The following is a 19796-nucleotide window of genomic DNA, read 5'->3' on the forward strand; positions in this document are numbered from 1 at the left end:
GGCGGATGCAGGACGCCGCGCGGATGGGACTGGTGACGGGGAGGCCGCAGGTCCGTGGTCCCGAGGACCCGGCGGGCCGGGATGCCGCCAGACCGGCGGACCGGGGCGCCGGCGCGGACGTCGATGAGGGCGCCCTCATCGAGCGCAGCCAGCGCGGTGACCTGGAAGCCTTCGACCGCCTCGTCCTCATCCACCAGGACCGGATCTACCATCTGGCCTACCGCGTCACCGGCAATGCGGAGGACGCGCGCGACGTCACGCAGGAGACCTTCATCAAGGCCTACCGCGCGCTGCCGCGCTACCGCCACCACGCTGCCTTCGGGACCTGGCTACACCGGATCGCCGTGAACACCGCGCTCGACCTGGTGCGCCGGCGCCCCCAGGCGCCCCCCGCGGGGCTCGACGAGGTGACGCTCGCGGCCGCCGCCCACAACCCGGACCTGGAGCTGGAGCGCCGGGAGGCGGAGCGCCGCGTGCAGGCGGCGCTGGCCCGGCTCTCCCCGCCGCACCGCACCATCGTCGTGCTGCGCGACCTGCAGGGGATGGCCTACGAGGAGATCGCCGGTGTCCTGGGGATCCCCATCGGGACCGTCCGCTCCCGGCTCAGCCGGGCGCGGGAGGCGCTCCGCCAGGCGCTCCGGGACCTGGGTGTGGTGGAGGACGCGCCATGAGCACGCATCTCGCCAACACGCACCCGTCCGCCGACGACCTCTCGGCCTACCTGGACCACGAGGTTGACGCCCAGACGCGCGCGGTGCTGGAGGGGCACCTGGAGGCCTGCCCGTCCTGTCGCGCGCGGCTCGACGCGCTGGAGCAGACGGTGGGCGCGGTGCGTGCCCTCGGCCCCGTCTCCGCGCCGCCGGCCGTGCGGGCCGCGGTCTACGACCGGCTGCGGCGTGAGCGCCGCTGGCCGGGCCTGTGGCTCAGCCGACTCCCCCCATCGCTCGAGGGGTCGGCGTGGCGCCTCGCCGGGGCGGCGGTGGCGATCCTCCTGGTCGGGCTCTTCGCCGCGAACCTCTGGCAGCAGGCCGTCCCAGAGGACGAGGTCGGCACCGCCCTGCCGCGCCTGGGGCCGGGGGCGCCGTCCGCCCCGGGGCGGGCACCGGCCACCCCGGCGCTGCAACCGGCGGTACAGACGGTGGGCAGCGGCGCCGGCACCGCACCCGTCATCCGCCAGGTGGTGCACCAGGCCAGCGTGACGCTGCTCGTCGCCCGCCTGGCGGACGCGTCCGCCGCGCTGGTGCGCATCGCCGAGCAGGGTGGCGGGTTCGTGGCCGCCTCCAGCACCGACCGGCAGCGGGGGGAGAGCCGCTACGTCCTGCGCGTCCCCGCGCCGCGGTTCCACCGGGCGCTGGAGGAGGTGGAGGCGCTCGGGCAGGTGGAGCAGCGGGAGGTGCGCGGCGAGGACGTCTCGGAGCAGCTGGTGGACCTGCGGGCCCGCCTGCGCAACCTGGAGCGGCACGAGCGGCAGCTCCTGGCGCTGATGGACCGCGCAGGGCGGGTGTCGGACCTGCTGACCATCGAGCAGGAACTGGCCCGCGTGCGCGGGGAGATCGAGACGCTGGCCGGCCGCTTGCGCATGCTGGGGGAGCGAGTCGACTTCGCCACGATCGAGGTGACGGTGCGGGAGCGGCCGGGCGGTGTCCCGGTGCGTCTCTGGGATCTGGGCGCCACCCTGCCGAAGGTCCGCCAGGCCTTCCTGGGGACGGTGCGGCAGGTCCTGGCGGCGACGGAGTGGGTGCTGGTCGTGCTCGGCGCGGTCACCCCCCTGGCCGTGCTGGGCCTCGGGGGATGGGGGCTGCGGCGTTGGCTGCGCCGCGGCCCCTCCCCCGTGTGAGCCCCTCGCTACTCCGCGCGCCTGACCTCCACCTGGCCGTTGTGGACCCGCGTCTCCAGGACCGTCTGGGGGTAGGCTCTTGGGCCCTCCAGCGCGCGGCCGTCGGCGAGCGCGACCCGCGACCCGTGGCAGGGGCAGACAATTGTCTCCCCCTCCAGCCGGTCCTCGGCCAGGGAGCACCCCAGGCGCCGATGGGGAGGTCCACCAGGACCGGGTGGAGGGGGGTGGCCGAGCCAGACCCCGCGCAGGAAGTTGCGGGCGGCTCCTGACCGCGCACCTCCGACGTCGAGGAGGTGTCCCACCGCCTCTTGCCGGGAGTGGGCGCTGGCCCGGGCGGGCCGCAGAGTATACTGACCCCGTGACCCGGAAGCTCGTCCTGCTCGACGCCAACGGCCTGGTCTACCGCGCCTTCTTCGCCCTGCCCTACTTCACCACCACGGACGGCCGGCCGACCAACGCCGTCTACGGCTTCACCAGCATGCTCCTCAAGGTCCTGGAGGAGGAGGCGCCCGACTTCCTGGCCGCCGCCTACGACCGCGCCGCCCCGACTTTCCGGCACCGCGCCTACGAGGCCTACAAGGCCCACCGGGAGCGCATGCCCGACGACCTGCGCCCGCAGCTCGCGCTGAGCCAGGAGGTCCTCGAGCACTTCCGCATCCCCATCTTCGAGGTCGAAGGGTACGAGGCGGAGGACGTCATCGCCGCCCTGGCGCTGCGCGGGGTCGAGGACGGGTTCGACGTGCTGATCGTGAGCGGCGACCTGGACCTCCTCCAGCTCGTCCGCCCGGGGATCCGGGTGATGATCACGAGCCGCGGCGTCACCGAGACGACCACCTACGACGAGGCGCGGGTGCGCGCCCGCTTCGGCTTCCCGCCCGAGCGCCTGCCCGACTTCAAGGCGCTCAAGGGGGAGCCCACCGACAACATCCCCGGCGTGCCGGGGATCGGCGAGAAGACGGCGGCGCAGCTCGTGGCGCAGTTCGGCACCGTGGAGGCGCTGCTCGACCGGCTCGACGAGGCGCCGCCCCGGCTGCGGGAGCGGCTGCGGGCGCACGCGGCCCAGATCCTGCAGAGCAAGCACCTGGCCACGGTGGTGCCCGCGCCGCTGTCATGGCGGTGGGAGGACCTGGCGCGGCGGGAGCCGGACCGCGCCGCGGTCGAGCGCCTCTTCAAGGCCCTGGAGTTCAAGACGCTGCTGGAGCGCCTGGGCGGGACGCCGGCTGCCGTCCCGGTCGACGGGGAGTACGGGGCGGCCGACGACGTCTCCGCCCTGCTCGCCGAGGCCACCGCGGAGGCCGGCGTCTACCTGGTGCGCGAGCCCGGGCATCCCCTGACGGCCGCCCTGCGGGGGATCGCCGTGGCGGGGCGGGCCGGACGGGCCCGCCACCTCCCCCTGGACGACCGGCTGCCCGAGGCCCTGGCGGCGTGGTGCGCTGATGCGCGCGTGCGCAAGGCCAGCGGCGACCTCAAAGCCGACCTGCACACGCTGGCCCGGCTCGGCGTGACCCCGGGCGGGTGGGACTTCGACGCCGGGCTGGCGGCCTATCTCCTCAACCCGGGCAAGAAGACCCACACCCTGGCCACCGCTGCCTGGGAGTACCTGGGGTGGCGCCTGGACGAGGAGGCGGAGAGGCAGGGCCCGCTGGCCCTCGACGTCGGTGCGGCGGCCTGCCGCGGCGCCGACGCCCTGGCCCGCCTGCGCCCGCTGCTGGAGGCCCGCCTGCGCGAGCGCGAGCTGGAGGCGCTCTACCGCGAGATCGAGCTGCCCCTCGTCCCGGTGCTGGCGGCCATGGAGCGCGCCGGCGTGCGGGTGGACGTCCCCTATCTCCAGGCCCTCAGCCGGGAGCTGGCCGCGCGCATCGACGCCCTGACCCGGGAGATCTACCGGCTGGCCGGCACCGAGTTCAACATCAGCAGCCCCCGGCAGGTGGCCTTCGTCCTCTTCGAGAAGCTGCAGCTCCCCGCGCTCAAGAAGACGAAGACCGGCCTGTCCACCGACGCCGAGGTGCTGGAGTACCTGGCCGGGCAGCACGAGATCGCCGCCCGCATCGTGGAGCACCGCGAGCTGGTGAAGCTCAAGAGCACCTACGTGGACGTCCTGCCGCGGCTCGTCGACCCGCGCACGGGTCGGGTGCACACCACTTTCAACCAGACGCTGGCGGCCACGGGGCGCATCAGCTCCGCCGAGCCCAACCTGCAGAACATCCCCATCCGCACCGAGGCGGGCCGCCAGATCCGCCGCGCCATCATCCCCGCGGACGGCTGCCTGCTGCTGGGGGTCGACTACTCCCAGATCGACCTGCGCGTGCTGGCGCACATCACCGAGGACCCCACGCTGCTCGAGGCCTTCGCCCGCGGCGACGACGTGCACACCGTGACGGCCATGGAGGTCTTCAACGTCCCGCGCGAGGCCGTCACCCCGGAGCTGCGCCGGCGGGCCAAGGTCATCGTCTTCGGGGTGGCCTACGGGATGAGCGAGTTCGGCCTGGCCGCCCAGCTCGGGATCACCAAGACCGAGGCGAAGCGGTACATCGAGGCCTACTACGCCCGCTACCCGCGCGTGCGCGCCTACATGCAGCGCATCGTGGAGCAGGCGCGGCGCGAGGGGTACGTCACCACGCTGCTCAACCGGCGCCGCTACCTGCCCGACCTCTTCAGCCGCAACCGCGTGGTGCGCGAGGCGGCGGAGCGCACCGCCATCAACACGCCCATCCAGGGCTCCAGCGCGGACATCATCAAGAAGGCGATGATCGACCTGGCCCGCGACGTCCTGCCGCGCTGGCCCGAGGTGCGCATGATCCTGCAGGTGCACGACGAGCTGCTCTTCGAGGTGCCGGCGGGGCAGGTCGAGCCGGTGGCGCGGGCGATCCAGGCCGTGATGGAAGCGGCCTACCCCCTGCGCGTCCCCCTGACCACGGAGGCGAAGGCCGGACCGAACTGGGCGGAGATGGCGCCCCTCCCGGCGCTGGCCGCCGGCCGGCGCTGAGGCGGCCCGGGCGGGTGGCGCGAGTCATCGGGCTGACCGGTGGCGTGGCCAGCGGGAAGAGCACCGTGGCCGCCATGCTGCGGGCGCTGGGCGCGGTCGTCCTGGACGCCGACGCCATCGTGCGGGAGCTCCAGCAGCCCGGCACGCCGGTCTTCCAGGCGATCGTGGAGGCCTTCGGGCCGGGGGTGGTCCGGGCCGACGGCACCCTCGACCGGGCCGCCCTGGGCCGCCGCGTCTTCGCCGACCCTGAGGCGCGGCGGCGCCTCAACGCCATCGTCCACCCGGCCGTGCGCGAGCGCCTGCACCAGGAGGTGGAGCGGCTGCAGCGCCGCCTGCCTGCCGACGCGGTGATCGTGCTGGACCTCCCCCTGCTGCTCGACACCGCACCCCGTCAGGCCTACCCGCTGGAGGGCGTGATCGTGGTCGTGGCCGACGAAGGCACCCAGGTGGCGCGGCTGCGCGCGCGCGATGGCCTGGACGAGGCGGCGGCGCGCCAGCGCCTGGCGGCGCAGCGCCCCGTGCGCGAGAAGGCCGCCGAGGCCGACTGGGTCATCGACAACTCCGGCTCCCTCGAGGAGACCCGCCGCCAGGTGGAGGCGCTCTGGCGGCGGCTCACTGGCTGACCCCCGTCGTCCAGCGCTGGTGGCCGGTGAGGTCCCGCCGCCGGCCATCCTCGCCCCGTCGGCGGGGAGCACGGTGGGGGCGCCGATCGTGGTGCGCGGACGGACGTTGCCCGGCTACCAGGTGGTCGTGCGGATCGACTACAGCGCGCAGGTGCTGCTGGTGGCGATGCGCGGGAGCTACGCGAGGTCACCACGACGGCCGACGCCGCCGGCCGCTGGCAGGTGACCATCCAGCCCACCGTCCGCATCCGCGGCGCCCGGCTGACCATCGTCGCCCGGGCCGTGGACCCCGCGGGTACCGCTTCCGAGGCCACGGAGGTGCAGGTCATCCAGGGGTAGGGCGGGAGGTCCGGACCGGGTAGGGCGGGAGGCCCGCGCCACCGCCCCGGGGCGTGCCGGTGGTGCGCGGCGTCGGCAGCGGGAACAGCCGGATGGGCGGGCTCGTGCCCGCCCATCGACGTGCTCGTTACCTGTCGCTCGGTCCCTCCCGCCGGTGGACGGCCGGCGGGGCCAGCCGGCTGGGTCGCAGCGAAGCCCTGGCCGCCTGGTGCGGCCGGGCCCTGACCGCCTAGAGCGGCCGGACGTTCGTGGCCTGGGGACCCTTCTGGCCCTGGGTGATCTCGTACTCGACCTTCTGACCCTCGTTCAGGCTGCGGTAGCCCTCCATCAGAATGGCCGTGTGGTGCACGAAAACGTCCTTCCCGCCTTCATCAGGGGTGATGAAGCCATACCCCTTCTCGGCGTTGAACCACTTGACCGTTCCCCTCGGCATTGCGCGATCCTTCCTTTCCGGACTGGTGTCCTCCGGTAGATTGCCCAGAAAGCGGGCCGTGCGGTTCCCAAGCCCCCAGGCCCTTGCTTCTTCGCCCTCTGAGCCCCGATTCCCTACCAGGACCCGTCACCCGGACCGCCCGGACCGGCTCCAGCCGGGCCCCGCACCAAACCCGTGGCTCCGCCGCGCGACCCGATGGTAGACTTTTCTTATGCCCTGCGGTCGGGCCGCTGCTGCCCTGCGGTCGGCGCGCCCGCCCACCGGGTGACGGCCGCGGCGGCCGGCAGATCGCGCCGGGCGAGGAGGGGACGGTGCCGGAGTTCCAGCTCGTCACAGACATGGAACCCCGGGGCGATCAGCCCAAGGCGATCGCCGAGCTGGTGGAGAGCATCCAGGCCGGGAACCGCTTCACCACCCTGCTGGGGGTCACGGGGTCCGGGAAGAGTGTCGTCGCCGACACGCCTGTGTACCTCAGGCAGGGGGGCCGTATCCAGCTGCAGCCCATCGGCCAAGTTGTGGACGCTCTCATGGCGCACCATCACTCGGCCGTGCGGTGGGAGGGCGATGCGGAGGTCCTGGATCTTGCCGGGACCGGTCACCAGCTGGAAGCCTTGAGTCTTGATCCTGGCTCGGGCCGGGTCTCCTGGAAACCGGTTCGGCAGGTCATTCGGCACCGCGCTCCCCGGCAGTTATGGAAGGTTCGGACCGCCTGCGGCCGGAGCGTCACCGTCACCGGCGACCATAACTTCTTCGTCCTCAGAGACGGTCGTCTCCAGCTGCTTGAGACGTCCGCCATCAGGCCCGGCGATTACCTTCCCCTGCCGCGGACCCTCGACGAGCCTCCGGCACCCCTCACCGCGCTCGCCTTGGAGGATGTCTTGGATGACGGCGTCGGCGACGGCGTGCGAATCGCTGTTGCCATCCCGGCGTTCGGCGCGGTCTGGAAGACGAAGCACCAGGTGCTGCGGGCCATCCTCCCGTCCCACCGCGCTGCCGGGCTGCTGCGCGGAGAACGGATGGCCCTTCGCACGTATCGTGACCTCGTCGCGGCCATTCCGGCGCTGCGGGCGGGGGCCCGGATGGGAAGCCGACGGCGCTTCCATGACTTGCCGGCGGACCTGCCGATTACGCCACTCCTGATGCGTTTCATCGGATACTTCCTCGCCGAGGGGTATGTCGGGAGGGGCGTGCTGACGATTTCATCGGCGGATCCCGGAGTCATTCAGGATATTGAAGCGGCCGCTCGATCCTTTGGACTTCGGGTCCGTCGAGGTCCGGGACGATACGACTATACCCTGCCGTCGGTCCTGTGGGCGCGGTTACTCACCACGTGGTGCGGGCGAAAGGCTCGCGACAAACACCTGCCGCCGTTCTGGCCTCAGCTCGCCAATGCCGACTTGGCCGAGCTCCTGCGGGCCTATTTCAGCGCCGATGGCGGCGTGGAGGGAGACGAGGTCACGGCCACCACGGCCAGTGCGACCCTGGCGTCCGACCTCGCCTACGCGCTCTTGCGTTTCGGCATTGTGGCACGCGTGCGCGAACGCCATGTCCGTGTGCCCTACTGGCGGCTGTCCGTGTCCGGACAACCCTTCCTGAGGCGGTTTCGAGAGGCGATCGGGTTTCGCCCACTGGCCAAGCAGGATCGCCTCAACGCCCTCTGTGGGGGCCGAGAGAACACGAACGTCGACGTGATCCCGCTGGACCCGGAGGTGCTCCGGGACGTTCGCCGTCAGTTGGGGCTGAGCCAGACGCAGGTCGCTCGACACGTCGCGCTCTCGCGTTCGGCTCTCGCGCTCATCGAGGGGGGACGCCGCCGGCCCTCGAAAACGGTGGCCAAGCGGGTACTGGACTTTCTAGCCGATGAGGCTCACATGCAGGAGCACGTTCCGGTCCTCCGGCGTGTCCGGGAGATGCAGGTCCTGCTGAATCCCTTCTGGACCCGCGTCGAGGTGGTTGCACCCGCCCGGGGTGAGGCGCGGGTCTACGACCTGGCAGTGGCGGAGCATGAGACGTTTCTTGCGGGCGTGGGCGGCCTCTTCGTGCACAACACCTACACCATGGCCCACGTGATCGCCCAGGTCCAGCGCCCCACGCTCGTGATCGCCCACAACAAGACGCTGGCGGCGCAACTCTACAGCGAGTTCCGCGAGTTCTTCCCCCACAACGCCGTGCGCTACTTCGTCTCCTACTACGACTACTACCAGCCCGAGGCCTACGTGCCCCAGACCGACCTCTACATCGCCAAGGACGCCTCCATCAACGATGAGATCGACCGCCTGCGCCACGCCGCCACCAAGGCGCTGATGGAGCGCCGGGACGTCATCGTCGTGGCCTCGGTCTCCTGCATCTACGGGTTGGGCCGCCCGGAGGACTACCGCGAGGTCATGCTCCTCATCCGTCGGGGCGAGCGCCGCTCCCGCGAGGAGATCCTGCGCCGCCTGGTCGACATCCAGTACGAGCGCAACGACGTGGACTTCGCCCGCGGCCGCTTCCGCGTGCGGGGCGACGTCATCGAGGTCTTCCCCGCCTACGAGGAACGGGCGGTGCGGGTGGAGCTCTTCGGGGACGAGGTGGACCGCATCCTCGAGCTCGATCCGCTCACCGGCGAGGTCCTGGAGGAGAAGTCGGTCATCGCCATCTGGCCGGCCAAGCACTGGGTGACGACGGAGGAGCGGCTGGAGCGGGCGCTGCGCTCCATCGAGGAGGAGCTGCAGGAGCGGGTGGCGTGGTTCCGCCAGCAGGGCAAGCTGCTAGAGGCGCAGCGCCTGGAGTTCCGCACCCGCTACGACCTGGAGCTACTGCGGGAGGTGGGCTACTGCCCGGGGATCGAGAACTACTCGCGCCACCTGGACGGCCGGGCCCCCGGGGAGCGTCCCGGCTGTCTGCTGGACTACTTCCCCCGCGACTTCCTGATGTTCATCGACGAGAGCCACGTCACCGTGCCGCAGATCAAGGGGATGGTGGAAGGGGACCGCTCCCGCAAGAAGAACCTGGTGGACTTCGGCTTCCGGCTGCCCTCGGCCTACGACAACCGTCCGCTCACCTGGGAGGAGTTCGAGCGCCTCATCCACCAGGCCATCTTCGTCTCGGCCACCCCCGGGCCCTTCGAGCTGGAGGTCAGCCAGCGGGTGGTGGAGCAGATCGTCCGGCCCACCGGGCTGGTCGACCCGCACGTGGAGGTGCGCCCGGCGCGCGGGCAGATCGACGACCTGATCGGGGAGATCCGCGCCCAGGCGGCGAAGGGGGAGCGGACCCTGGTCACCACGCTCACCAAGCGTATGGCCGAGGACCTGACGGCCTACCTGGCGGAGATGGGGCTCAAGGTCCACTACCTGCACGCCGAGGTGGAGACCCTGGAGCGCGTGCAGATCCTCAAGGACTTGCGGTTGGGGACCTACGACGTGCTGGTCGGCATCAACCTGCTGCGCGAGGGGCTGGACCTGCCGGAGGTCTCCCTGGTGGCGATCCTGGACGCAGACAGGGAAGGGTACCTCCGGTCGGAGACGTCGCTCATTCAAACCATGGGTCGCGCGGCCCGACATGCGTCGGGCCGCGTGCTCCTCTACGCCGACGCGGTCACCGAGTCGATGCGCCGGGCCATCGACGAGACGAACCGCCGCCGCGAGATCCAGCTCCGCTACAACGCCGAGCACGGCATCACGCCGCAGTCGGTGGTCAAGCCCATCCGCGACCTCATCGACATCGCCCAGGTGGCCGAGGAGCTTGAGGCGTACCGGCCGCAGACCGAGGTGCTGACGGCGCAGGAGCTCATCCGCCTGGCGGAGACGCAGCGGGCGAAGGTGCCCTGGTCGGTGGCGCGGCTGCTCATGCTCTCCCCGCAGGAGCTGGAGGAGACCATCGCCGCGCTGGAGCGGGAGATGCGGCGGGCGGCGGCGGAGCTGCAGTTCGAGAAGGCCGCCGTGCTGCGCGACCAGATCCAGGAGCTGCGCCAGGGGCTGGGGGAGCCGTTCTTCCAGCGCGGGCCGGTGGGCGCGGGCGCGCGGGGACGGGGGAACGGCCCGGGCCGGCGCGGGGGCGGCACCGGCCGGGGGCGGCGAAGACGCAATGGTCGACGCTAGGAGGGCGACGAGGTCCTCCGGCTGGTTTTCGGAGGAGGAGACGGGGAAGCTGCCGACGGCCTGAGCCTATGCCACTCGATCGGATCATCGTCCGCGGGGCGCGGGAGCACAACCTGAAGAACCTCACCGTGGAGATCCCTCGCGACCGGCTGGTCGTGCTCACGGGGATCTCCGGGTCGGGGAAGTCCTCCCTGGCCTTCGACACCATCTACGCCGAGGGGCAGCGCAAGTACGTCGAGTCGCTCTCCGCCTACGCCCGCCAGTTCCTCGGGCTGATGGAGAAGCCCGACGTCGACTACATCGAGGGCCTCTCTCCGGCCGTCTCCATCGACCAGAAGGGCGCGCCGCGCAACCCCCGCTCCACCGTGGGGACCGTGACGGAGATCTACGACTACCTGCGCCTGCTCTACGCCCGCATCGGCCAGCCCCACTGTCCGGTCTGCGGGCGGCCCATCCAGCGGCAGACTCGCGAGCAGATCGTGGACCGGCTCCTCACCCTCCCGGCCGGGACCCGCCTGCAGATCCTCGGCCCCATCGTGCGCGGCCGGAAGGGCGAGTACCGACAGCTCTTCGACGACCTGCGGCGGCAGGGGTTCGTGCGGGTGCGGGTGGACGGCATCGTCTACGACCTGGGCGAGGAGATCGTGCTGGACAAGCACCGCAAACACACCATCGAGGTGGTCGTGGACCGCATCGTGGTGCGCCCCGACGTGAAGACGCGCCTGGCCGACTCGGTGGAGACGGCGCTCAAGCTGGGCCAGGGGCTGGTGTACGTCCACGTGGTGCGCGACGAAGCGGAGCCGGGCGAGCCAGGGGGGGCGTCGACGGCCTCGCCGGGCCAGCCAGGTGTGCCCGACGACATGGTGTTCAGCCAGGAGTTCGCCTGCCCGGACCACGGGACGGTGCTGCCGGAGATCGAGCCGCGCATCTTCTCCTTCAACAGCCCCTACGGGGCCTGCCCCACCTGCTCGGGGTTGGGGTTCCGGCAGGAGATCGACCCGGACCTCGTCCTCGACCGCAACCTCTCGCTGCTGGACGGCGCCGTCCTCCCCTGGGCCGAGTCGACCAGCGACTACTACATGGAGCTCCTCCAGTCGCTGGCCGCCCACTACCGGGTGGACATGAAGACGCCGGTGCGCCGGCTGCCGCGGGCCTTCGTGGACGTGCTCCTGTACGGCTCCACCGAGCCGATCCGCATCCGCTACCACAACAAGTGGGGCGCGCTGCGCGTCTACGAGGCCCCCTTCGAGGGCGTCATCCCCCAGCTGGAGCGCCGCTACAAGGAGACCGACTCCGACTACGTGCGCGAGGAGATCGAACGCTTCATGACCACGCTGCCCTGCCCGGACTGCCGGGGGACCCGGCTCCGCCGCGAGTCCCTCAGCGTGCGGGTGGGCGGGTTGAACATCGCGGAGCTGACCGCGCTGACGATCCGCCAGGCGCAGGCCTTCTTCGACCGCCTGCAGCTGACCGAACGGGAGCAGCTGATCGCCCACCAGATCCTCAAGGAGATCCGCGCCCGGCTGGGGTTCCTGGTGAACGTGGGGCTGGACTACCTGACCCTCGACCGCACCGCCACCACCCTCTCCGGGGGCGAGGCGCAGCGCATCCGGCTGGCCACCCAGATCGGCTCGGGGCTCATGGGGGTGCTCTACGTCCTGGACGAGCCCAGCGTGGGGCTGCACCAGCGCGACAACCGCCGCCTGATCGACACCCTGCTGGGGCTGCGGGACCTCGGCAACACCATCCTGGTCGTCGAGCACGACGAGGAGACGATCCGGTCGGCGGACTGGGTGGTGGACATCGGCCCCGGCGCCGGCGCCGACGGCGGCCAGGTGGTGGTGAGCGGCCCGCCGGAGGTCGTCGCCAGTCACCCCACCTCCATCACCGGCCAGTACCTCTCGGGACGGCGGCGCATCCCCATCCCCCCGCGGCGGCGCCCCGGCAGCGGCGAGGCCATCGTCATCCGCGGCGCCCGCGAGCACAACCTCAAGGGCATCGACGTGCGCATCCCGCTGGGGATGTTCGTGTGCGTGACCGGAGTCTCGGGTTCGGGGAAGTCCACCCTGATCGACGACATCCTCTACCGCGCGGCCATGCAGCGCCTCTACGGCAGCCGGCAGCGGGCGGGAGCCCACGACGCCATCGAGGGGTTGGAGCACGTCGACAAGGTCATCAACATCGACCAGTCGCCCATCGGCCGCACCCCGCGCAGCAACCCGGCCACCTACACGAAGACCTTCGAGCTCATCCGCGACCTCTTCGCCCAGACGCCGGACGCGCGGATGCGCGGCTACAAGCCGGGCCGCTTCTCCTTCAACGTGCGCGGCGGGCGGTGCGAGGCGTGCGAGGGGGACGGCATCGTCCGCATCGAGATGCACTTCCTGCCGGACGTCTACGTCCCCTGCGAGGTGTGCAAGGGGAAGCGCTACAACCGCGAGACGCTCGAGGTGACCTACCGCGGGAAGACCATCGCCGATGTCCTGGACATGACGGTGGACGAGGCCCTGGCGTTCTTCCAGGCCGTGCCGCGCATCCGCCGGAAGCTGGAGACGCTGCACGACGTCGGCCTCGGCTACATCAAGCTGGGGCAGCCCGCCACCACGCTCTCCGGCGGCGAGGCGCAGCGGGTCAAGCTGGCCACGGAGCTCTCCCGGCGGGACACGGGGCGCACCCTCTACATCCTGGACGAGCCGACGGTGGGTCTGCACTTCGCCGACGTGGAGCGGCTGCTCGCCGTGCTGCACCGGCTGGTGGACGCGGGTAACACCGTGGTGGTCATCGAGCACAACCTGGACGTCATCAAGACCGCCGACTGGATCATCGACCTGGGGCCGGAAGGGGGCGAGCTGGGCGGGACGGTCATCGCCGAGGGGCCCCCGGAGGTGGTGGCGACGCTGGACCACTCCTACACCGGCCAGTTCCTCCGCCGCGTGCTGGGCGACCGGGTCGCCGCGGCATCCCCACCGCCGGCGCCCCCATCGCTGGCGCGGCGCGTCGCCTCGGCCGCAGGGACGGCCGCGCGGCGCTCCGCCCGCTGAGCGTGCGCCCCGCCCCCTTCGCCATGGAGCGGTGGCAGTCCACCCACGAGACGGCGGTGGCGTGCAACCTCGCCGAGAGCGGCGTCCGGCCGCTGGCCCTGACCGACCTGGCGCGGCTGGGGGAGCTGGACGGCGGGGCGGGGTGGCTCGGGGCGCTGGGGGCCGAGCCGCTGGGGTACGGCTACACGCGCGGCAGCCCGGCCCTGCGGGACGCGGTGGCGGCGCGGCACCCCGGCGCCACCCGCGACCACGTCGTGATCACGACGGGCACCGCGGAGGCCAACGTCCTGGCCGCCTGGTGGCTGGCCGCGCCCGGCGACGAGGTGGTCGTGCAGTTCCCGACCTACATGCAGCTCCCCGGCCTCTTCCGCGCGTTCGGGATGACCGTCCGCCCCTGGTGGCTGCACGAGGCGGCCGGGTGGCGCCCCGACCTGGAGGCGCTGGAGCGCTTGGTGGGGCCCCGCACACGCGCGGTGGTCCTCTGCCAGCCGAACAACCCCACGGGGGCGGTGCTCACGGACGACGAGGTGGCGGCGGTCGTGGCCGCGGCCGAGCGGGTCGGTGCGTGGATCCTCGCCGACGAGGTCTACCGGGGGGCCGAGCTGGACGGCCGGCCGGCTCCCAGCGCGTGGGGGCGCAGCGAGCGGGTCATCGTCACCGGCGGCCTCTCCAAGGCCTTCGGGCTGCCCGGGCTGCGCATCGGCTGGGCCGTGGCGCCGCCGCAGGTGGCCGAAGCGCTCTGCGCCCTCCACGACTACACGACGATCGGGCCGGCGTTGCTGAGCGACCGCGCAGCCACGGTGGCGCTCACCCCGCCGGCGGCCCCCCGGATCCTGGAGCGCACCCGGACGATCCTGCGCGAGAACCTGGCCCTGCTGGCCGACTGGGTGGCAGGGCTGGGAGGCCGCCTCAGCTGGACGCCGCCGCGGGCGGGCGCCATCGCCCTGCTGCGGTACCACGCTCCCATCCCGTCGCTCGAGCTGGCGGAACGCCTGCGCGTGGAGCAGGACGTGCTCGTGGTGCCCGGCGCGCACTTCGACCTGGAGGGCCACGTGCGCGTCGGCTACGGGGGCGACCCGGCCCACCTGCGCCAGGGGCTGGCCCGCCTGGGGGCGCTGCTGGAGGCGCTGCCGGGCTCGTCGTCCATAGCCTCGTCGTCTTAGGGGACCTCCAGTTGCCCATCCTCTGCGCCGTCAGCGGAGCCTGGCCACGCCTCCTGTAATCCTGGGGATGGCACGCTTCGCCCTCAACCTGGACCTGATCCGTGCCCGGGCGGCCGACATCCCGGGCGAGCTCACCCATCTGCGTGCCTACAGTGGTCTCGCTCCGGACGACTTCATCCGGGACGCGCCTGGAGACCCTCCCCGTTCGGGTCGACAAGAGCCGCCTGGTGACCATCGGCGAGCGCCTCTACGCCGAGAGCCTCGAGCTGGTGCGGGAGCTGGTGAACAACGCCTACGATGCAGACGCCACCGAGGTCCGGGGTGAGCCGGCTCCTCCGCGACGCCTTTGCGGGCGACCGGTTCGGGTGAGCCCGCCCTCGGGAGCCCGGCCGGGCTAAGATAGACCCGTGCTCGAAGGGCGGGTGGATCGACTCGAAGCGGCCCTGGCGTCGCTGGCGGAGGCCGTCGCGCTGCTGACGCGCCGCGTCGACCGCGTCGAGGTCCGCCTGGACGCCCTGTACGGGCGGGACCTGGAGCACACGTACCGGGAGCGAGCCGCGGCGTTCTTCATGGACATCCTGGGGGGATTTGCCCGCTCCCCGTGGAGCAGGTGGCCCGGATCGCCGAAGAGGCCGAGTGCGCTGGGCGGCTCTCAGCGGGGGAGCGCCGCCAAATCGGGGCGGCGGCGGGGGTACCACCGCGCCCAGTGCTATCATGGAGGTGCGTGGCCGACCCGCGAGCGGCGTGGGGACGCCCGCTTTTTCGTCATGGCCAGTCCGGCGCTAGAGGAGAAGCTCAGGACCCTCCCCGCCCAGCCCGGCGTCTACCTCATGAAGGACGCCCAGGGACGGGTGATCTACGTCGGCAAGGCCGCCTCGCTGCGCAGCCGGGTGCGGCAGTACTTCCAGGACAGCGCCTACCTGGAGAGCCCGCGGATCCGCCACCTGACCGGCAAGATCGCCGACGTGGAGGTCGTGGCCACCCAGAACGAGGTGGAGGCCCTCATCCTCGAGGCCAACCTGATCAAACAGCACCGGCCCTTCTACAACGTGCGGATGGCCGACGACAAGGCCTACCCCTACATCCAGCTCACCAACGAGCCCTTCCCGAGGATCGTCATGACCCGCCGGGTGCGCCGGGACGGCAGCCGGTACTTCGGCCCCTACCCCTACCACGAGCCCAAACTGGTCGGCCGCACCATCCGGACGATCCGCCGGCTCTTCAAGCTGCGCACCTGCCACATCGAGATCACCGGCGACCTCCCCCGGCCCTGCCTGGACTACGACCTGGGGCTGTGCAGCGCCCCCTGTGTGGCCTGGGGGGCCACGCGGGAGCAGTACGCCGAGCAGGTGCGGCAGGCCGCCCTCTTCCTCGAAGGCCGGCAGGCCGGACTGCTGGAGGAGCTGCGGGCCGAGATGCAGGCCGCCGCCGACCGGCTGGAGTTCGAGCGCGCCGCCCAGCTGCGCGACCAGATCGAGGCCATGGAGGCGATCTACGAGCGCCAGCGCATCGCCAGCACGGGGCTGGAGGACCGCGACGTCATCGGCCTGGCCCGCAGCGGCGACGCGGCCTGTGTCCAGCTCTTCTTCATCCGCGCCGGGCGGGTCCAGGGGCAGCAGCACGTCCTGCTGGAGGGGACCCAGGCGCTGGAGCGACCGCAGATCCTGGCGCAGTTCCTCGGGCAGTTCTACCAGGACGCGCCGGCCGTGCCCCGGGAGATCCTGCTGCCGGAGCGGCTGGAGGACCACGAGGTCATGGAGGCCTGGCTGGCGCAGCGCCGTGGCGGCCCGGTGGCGCTGGAGGTCCCCCAGCGGGGCGACCGGCGGCGCCTGGTGGAGCTGGCCACCGAGAACGCCGCCCTGCACCTGCGCCAGGAGCGGGCCCGCACCGTCGGCCCGGAGGGCGTGCCGCTGCGGGAGCTGCAGGAGGTCCTGGGGCTGGAGGCCCTCCCCTTCCGCATCGAGGCCTACGACGTGAGCAACTTCCAGGCGGGCGAGGCGGTGGGGTCGCTCGTCGTCTTCGAGGGCGGCCGGCCCAGGAAGAGCGACTACCGGCGCTTCCGCATGAAGTGGACGGAGGGCCCCAACGACTACGCCATGCTCCAGGAGACGCTGCGCCGCCGCTTCGCCCAGGCCCGGCGCGAGCAGGAAGCCCTCGATCGCGACGAGCCGGTGCGGCCCAAGTGGTCGGTCCTGCCCGACCTCCTCCTCATCGACGGCGGGCGGGGCCAGCTCAGCGCCGCGCGCGAGGTGCTCTTCGAGTACAACCAGGCGATCCCGGCGATCGGCCTGGCCAAGCAGACCGAGGTGATCTTCACCCCGGACCGTCCCGAGCCGCTCGTCCTGCCGAAGGACTCGGCGGCCCTGCAGCTCCTCCAGCGCATCCGCGACGAGGCCCACCGCTTCGCCAACGCCTACCACCAGCAGCTGCGCCAGCGGCGCATCGTCTTCTCCGTCCTGGACGACATCCCGGGCATCGGGGAGAAGCGCAAGCGGGAACTGATCCGGCGCTTCGGCTCGGTGCGGCAGATCCGCCAGGTGGGGGTGGAGGTGCTGGCCGAGGTCCTGGGGCCGAAGCTGGCCGAGCGCGTGCACGCCTACCTGCAGGCCCACCCGGACCGCCGCTACAAGGACGAGGTGGTCGGCCAGCCCTAGCTGGACGGGTGGCCGGACGAGCCGCGGCCCGGGCCCCGCGGCGGATCACCGATGCGGATCGTCGTGCCGGGCCGGCAAGGGCGGCAAGGGTCTCCGTGACGGTGCTGCCTGCCGCCATCAAAGCCGATCTGGTCCGACCTCGGGCGCCCGGCTCTACGCGGACCGGTGACGCAGCGGCGCCGTCACCATCTGCACGAGAGCGTGCTCCAGCGAGCGCTCCGGGGGGCCGTGCGGCACGCCGGGATTGCCAGGGGCGCGACCTGCCACACCCTCCGCCCCTCGTTTGCCACCCACCTGCTGCAGGACGGACACGACATCCCTACGATCCAGGAACTGCTCGGCCACCGCGACATGAGCACGACCAGGATCTACACCCACGTGCTGAACCGCGGCCCCGGGGCGGTTCGCAGCCCGGCCGATCGGTTGGTCGGGCTGTAGGGGAAGTGGCCAGGTCCCGGCTGGTCACGGCTGGCAGAGACCCCTCCAGGATTGTAGAGGCAACGCCCGCGCGCGATAATGGGCGCCAAGGACAGCTGACACGCCGGCGGTCGCCACAGGTCGGGGCAGGACGGGTTAGGCAGGTCTGCCGATCACGGAGGGCGGCAGCTGCTCGCGGGCGGGTCTCGTTAAGGAAGAGCCAACAATCCCACGCGCCGATGCCGAAGCGCGTACGTGTGCCAATAATGAGAACCATGCCGGCTTGGAAAGATCACCAACTTGAGGGCGTGACCCAATGGCTGGCTATTCAGGAACGCCACTAATGAAGAAGCTCGGGTTCAAAGCTCCGTTGTCGCTTCTCGCGGTTGACCCACCACGGGACTACGTTGGCTGGCTGGGTGCATTGCCCGAAGGGATGCGCATCATTTCCAAAACGAGCAAACCGATTCAGGCGGCACACGTGTTTGTCACCAAGAGGCAAGATCTGAAGAAGAGGCTTGTCGCATTTCGAAAGCAACTTGAGCCAAACGGCTCTGTGTGGGTGTCGTGGCCAAAGAAAGCATCAAAGGTCGAAACTGACATCACCGAAGACATTATCCGAGAAATTGCGTTGTCACTCGGCTTCGTCGACGTCAAAGTATGTGCTGTCAGCGATGTCTGGTCGGGGCTGAAACTCGTCATTCGTAAGAATGAAAGAACAGCTTAACAGCGCCATCAACCCGGACAGTGAAAAGCGGCGCCCCTTCGTCGCGCTCGCTATGCGCTGCCAGATATGGCGAATGTTAGACCGCAACGAGAGCGAGACAGGATATCGCCGACATGAACTCGATCCGCATCGCGGAATCCGACGACGAAATTGCACGGTGCTTCGCGGTCATGCAGCAGCTTCGCACTCATCTCATCGAAGGCGAGTTCGTCCCGACGGTGCGGCGGCAACAGATCAATGGATACCGACTCGTGTACCTCGAGGAGCGAGGTCAGGTACGCTCGGTCGCAGGCTATCGATTGATCGAGAATCTTGCCAATGGTCGGATCCTATACGTAGACGATCTCGTGACCGATGCAGCCTGCCGGTCTCGGGGTTATGGCAAAGCTCTCCTTGCTTGGCTCGTCCAGCGCGCGAGAGAGCACGGTTGCCGCACGCTGGAACTCGACTCTGCAGTCCAACGCTCCGATGCTCATCGGTTCTACCTTGCGAACGGCATGGTCATCTCTTCTTATCACTTCAGGCTCAAACTATGAGAGGATTGCGGTCTAACCAGCGCTTGGAGCGGACCGGCCGGCGGTTAGCCTACCTCGTGCGACTGCCGGTGGCCGCCGGCCGCTCAAGCGCAGGTCGTTAGGCGGCGGGCGGATCCTTGCGAGGACTACGAAAGGCACGACGAGATGTGCATTGGATCACGGCGGAACGGTGGGGCAGGTTGTTCCCCCCACTCTCAAAATCTATTGAATTGGGAGGATTCGAATGGCTGGGATCCTGGTTCACCTCACGCACGGCCCAGAGCATCCTACCAGGGCAGCCCTCGCCTTCTTAGTGGCGAAGGCAGCGATAGAAGAAGGACATTCTGTCTCGCTTTTCCTTGCCGGAGACGCGGTTCGAGTCAATACCAAAGTTCGTTGAGATTCGGGAAGGCGCCGGCATGATCACGCCGCTGTCACCTCCCTCCCCATGGCTCGCTGTAGGGCTCGCCGGAGTTTCGGTAGCGCCCGATACCCGCGCATCCGACGCAGTCGAGGCTCAATATCCAGGAGCGCGGTCGCCAGCCAGCGCTGCTTCTGGTCGCTGGTTTTCCAGTAGTCCACTTTGCCGGTCCGCTGCTCCACTTGCGCCAGGATGGATTCCAGCATGTTGGTGCTCTTCAGGCTTTGCCCCAGCTCCTCAAAGAGTCCCAGCCGATGCAGCGTGAGCGTCTCCTCCAGCCCTTCGGCCAGGCTCCGCGCCGCGCTGGCGTTGATCCCCTGCAGGTTCCGCTGGAGAGCCATCAGTTGCGCCTTCGCCTCCGCATAGGTCGGCTGCTCGTACGCCCGTTGCAGTTTGGCCCGCCAGGTTGCCTGCTGGCCCTTGGGCAGATAGGCCACCACGTTCTCTCGCTTATGCCACTGGCACCGCTGGACCTGGGCCGCTGCCCCGAAGACCTCCTGCACCGCGGCCCGCAGCCCCTTGCTGCCGTCGATGACCACCAGCAGGCCCTGGTCAGCCCGC

Annotated in this window: 16 protein-coding genes and 1 pseudogene; 14 read left to right on the forward strand and 3 right to left on the reverse strand. The window is 70.9% G+C overall.

Going from position 1 to position 19796, the window contains the following annotated elements; all coding sequences use genetic code 11:
- Positions 1-23: 23 nt before the first annotated feature.
- Both RB146_01660 and RB146_01665 read left to right on the forward strand, forming a co-directional pair.
- On the forward strand, positions 24-671 hold the full coding sequence (locus RB146_01660; protein ID MDQ7827688.1) for a sigma-70 family RNA polymerase sigma factor: 648 nt from the start codon (positions 24-26) through the stop codon (positions 669-671).
- Positions 668-1837 (forward strand): DUF4349 domain-containing protein, encoded by a 1170-nt coding sequence (locus RB146_01665; GenBank protein MDQ7827689.1) that lies wholly within the window; start codon positions 668-670, stop codon positions 1835-1837. Before RB146_01660 ends, RB146_01665 begins: the two co-directional genes overlap by 4 nt.
- A gap of 8 nt (positions 1838-1845) precedes the next feature.
- Here the strand turns inward: RB146_01665 and RB146_01670 are convergent, their stop codons facing one another.
- Positions 1846-2139 carry a Rieske (2Fe-2S) protein gene (locus tag RB146_01670; GenBank protein MDQ7827690.1) on the reverse strand — a complete coding sequence of 98 codons (294 nt, stop codon included), beginning with the start codon at positions 2137-2139 and terminating at the stop codon, positions 1846-1848.
- Positions 2140-2195: 56 nt separating this feature from the next.
- Between RB146_01670 and polA the strand changes: the two genes are divergently transcribed.
- From polA to RB146_01685, 3 genes are read left to right on the forward strand one after another with little or no spacing between them, the layout of a single operon-like run.
- Positions 2196-4823, forward strand: a complete 2628-nt coding sequence (gene polA / locus RB146_01675) for a DNA polymerase I (protein MDQ7827691.1) — start codon at positions 2196-2198, stop codon at positions 4821-4823.
- Positions 4824-4837: 14 nt separating this feature from the next.
- Complete coding sequence (gene coaE / locus RB146_01680; protein ID MDQ7827692.1) at positions 4838-5446, forward strand: dephospho-CoA kinase; 609 nt, start codon at positions 4838-4840, stop codon at positions 5444-5446.
- Between the two features lie 19 nt (positions 5447-5465).
- Entirely contained in the window at positions 5466-5672 is a 207-nt protein-coding gene (locus RB146_01685; GenBank protein MDQ7827693.1) for a hypothetical protein, read from the forward strand.
- A 342-nt stretch (positions 5673-6014) separates the two neighbouring features.
- Here RB146_01685 and RB146_01690 read toward each other — a convergent pair whose 3' ends face one another.
- Positions 6015-6218, reverse strand: coding sequence for a cold-shock protein (locus RB146_01690; GenBank protein MDQ7827694.1), 204 nt, complete (start codon positions 6216-6218; stop codon positions 6015-6017).
- 311 nt (positions 6219-6529) lie between these two features.
- On the opposite strand from RB146_01690, the gene uvrB reads away from it, so the two are divergent.
- The 9 genes and pseudogenes from uvrB (at position 6530) to RB146_01735 (ending at position 19214) form a co-directional block, all read left to right on the forward strand.
- Positions 6530-10297, forward strand: coding sequence for an excinuclease ABC subunit UvrB (gene uvrB / locus RB146_01695; GenBank protein ID MDQ7827695.1), 3768 nt, complete (start codon positions 6530-6532; stop codon positions 10295-10297).
- Between the two features lie 68 nt (positions 10298-10365).
- Positions 10366-13338, forward strand: a complete 2973-nt coding sequence (gene uvrA / locus RB146_01700; protein MDQ7827696.1) for an excinuclease ABC subunit UvrA — start codon at positions 10366-10368, stop codon at positions 13336-13338.
- Positions 13339-13340: 2 nt separating this feature from the next.
- On the forward strand, positions 13341-14501 hold the full coding sequence (locus RB146_01705; GenBank protein ID MDQ7827697.1) for an aminotransferase class I/II-fold pyridoxal phosphate-dependent enzyme: 1161 nt from the start codon (positions 13341-13343) through the stop codon (positions 14499-14501).
- Between the two features lie 143 nt (positions 14502-14644).
- Entirely contained in the window at positions 14645-14899 is a 255-nt protein-coding gene (locus tag RB146_01710) for a hypothetical protein (protein MDQ7827698.1), read from the forward strand.
- Positions 14900-14923: 24 nt separating this feature from the next.
- Complete coding sequence (gene uvrC, locus RB146_01715) at positions 14924-17155, forward strand: excinuclease ABC subunit UvrC (protein MDQ7827699.1); 2232 nt, start codon at positions 14924-14926, stop codon at positions 17153-17155.
- Between the two features lie 180 nt (positions 17156-17335).
- Positions 17336-17593, forward strand: a pseudogene (locus RB146_01720) (tyrosine-type recombinase/integrase).
- A gap of 322 nt (positions 17594-17915) precedes the next feature.
- Positions 17916-18299 (forward strand): DUF3052 family protein, encoded by a 384-nt coding sequence (locus RB146_01725; protein MDQ7827700.1) that lies wholly within the window; start codon positions 17916-17918, stop codon positions 18297-18299.
- Positions 18300-18412: 113 nt separating this feature from the next.
- Positions 18413-18835: a GNAT family N-acetyltransferase gene (locus RB146_01730; GenBank protein ID MDQ7827701.1), complete on the forward strand. Its 423-nt coding sequence runs from the start codon at positions 18413-18415 to the stop codon at positions 18833-18835.
- Positions 18836-19058: 223 nt separating this feature from the next.
- The gene (locus tag RB146_01735; protein MDQ7827702.1) at positions 19059-19214 is read left to right on the forward strand and encodes a DsrE family protein; all 156 of its coding nucleotides are present in this window, start codon (positions 19059-19061) and stop codon (positions 19212-19214) included.
- A 23-nt stretch (positions 19215-19237) separates the two neighbouring features.
- Here the strand turns inward: RB146_01735 and RB146_01740 are convergent.
- Positions 19238-19796 (reverse strand): transposase (locus RB146_01740; GenBank protein ID MDQ7827703.1); only part of this gene is annotated, 559 nt, incomplete at its 5' end.

The sequence above is a fragment of the Armatimonadota bacterium genome (assembly GCA_031081585.1).
Lineage (GTDB): Bacteria > Sysuimicrobiota > Sysuimicrobiia > Sysuimicrobiales > Humicultoraceae > Geohabitans > Geohabitans tengchongensis.

Bases quoted from the DNA above. Each gene is read 5' to 3' on its own strand.
- RB146_01660 (MDQ7827688.1), top strand. From the start codon at position 24: ATGGGACTGGTGACGGGGAGGCCGCAGGTCCGTGGTCCCGAGGACCCG.
- RB146_01665 (MDQ7827689.1), top strand. From the start codon at position 668: ATGAGCACGCATCTCGCCAACACGCACCCGTCCGCCGACGACCTCTCG.
- RB146_01690 (MDQ7827694.1), bottom strand. From the start codon at position 6,218: ATGCCGAGGGGAACGGTCAAGTGGTTCAACGCCGAGAAGGGGTATGGC.
- uvrA (MDQ7827696.1), top strand. From the start codon at position 10,366: ATGCCACTCGATCGGATCATCGTCCGCGGGGCGCGGGAGCACAACCTG.
- RB146_01725 (MDQ7827700.1), top strand. From the start codon at position 17,916: ATGAAGAAGCTCGGGTTCAAAGCTCCGTTGTCGCTTCTCGCGGTTGAC.
- RB146_01730 (MDQ7827701.1), top strand. From the start codon at position 18,413: ATGAACTCGATCCGCATCGCGGAATCCGACGACGAAATTGCACGGTGC.
- RB146_01735 (MDQ7827702.1), top strand. From the start codon at position 19,059: ATGGCTGGGATCCTGGTTCACCTCACGCACGGCCCAGAGCATCCTACC.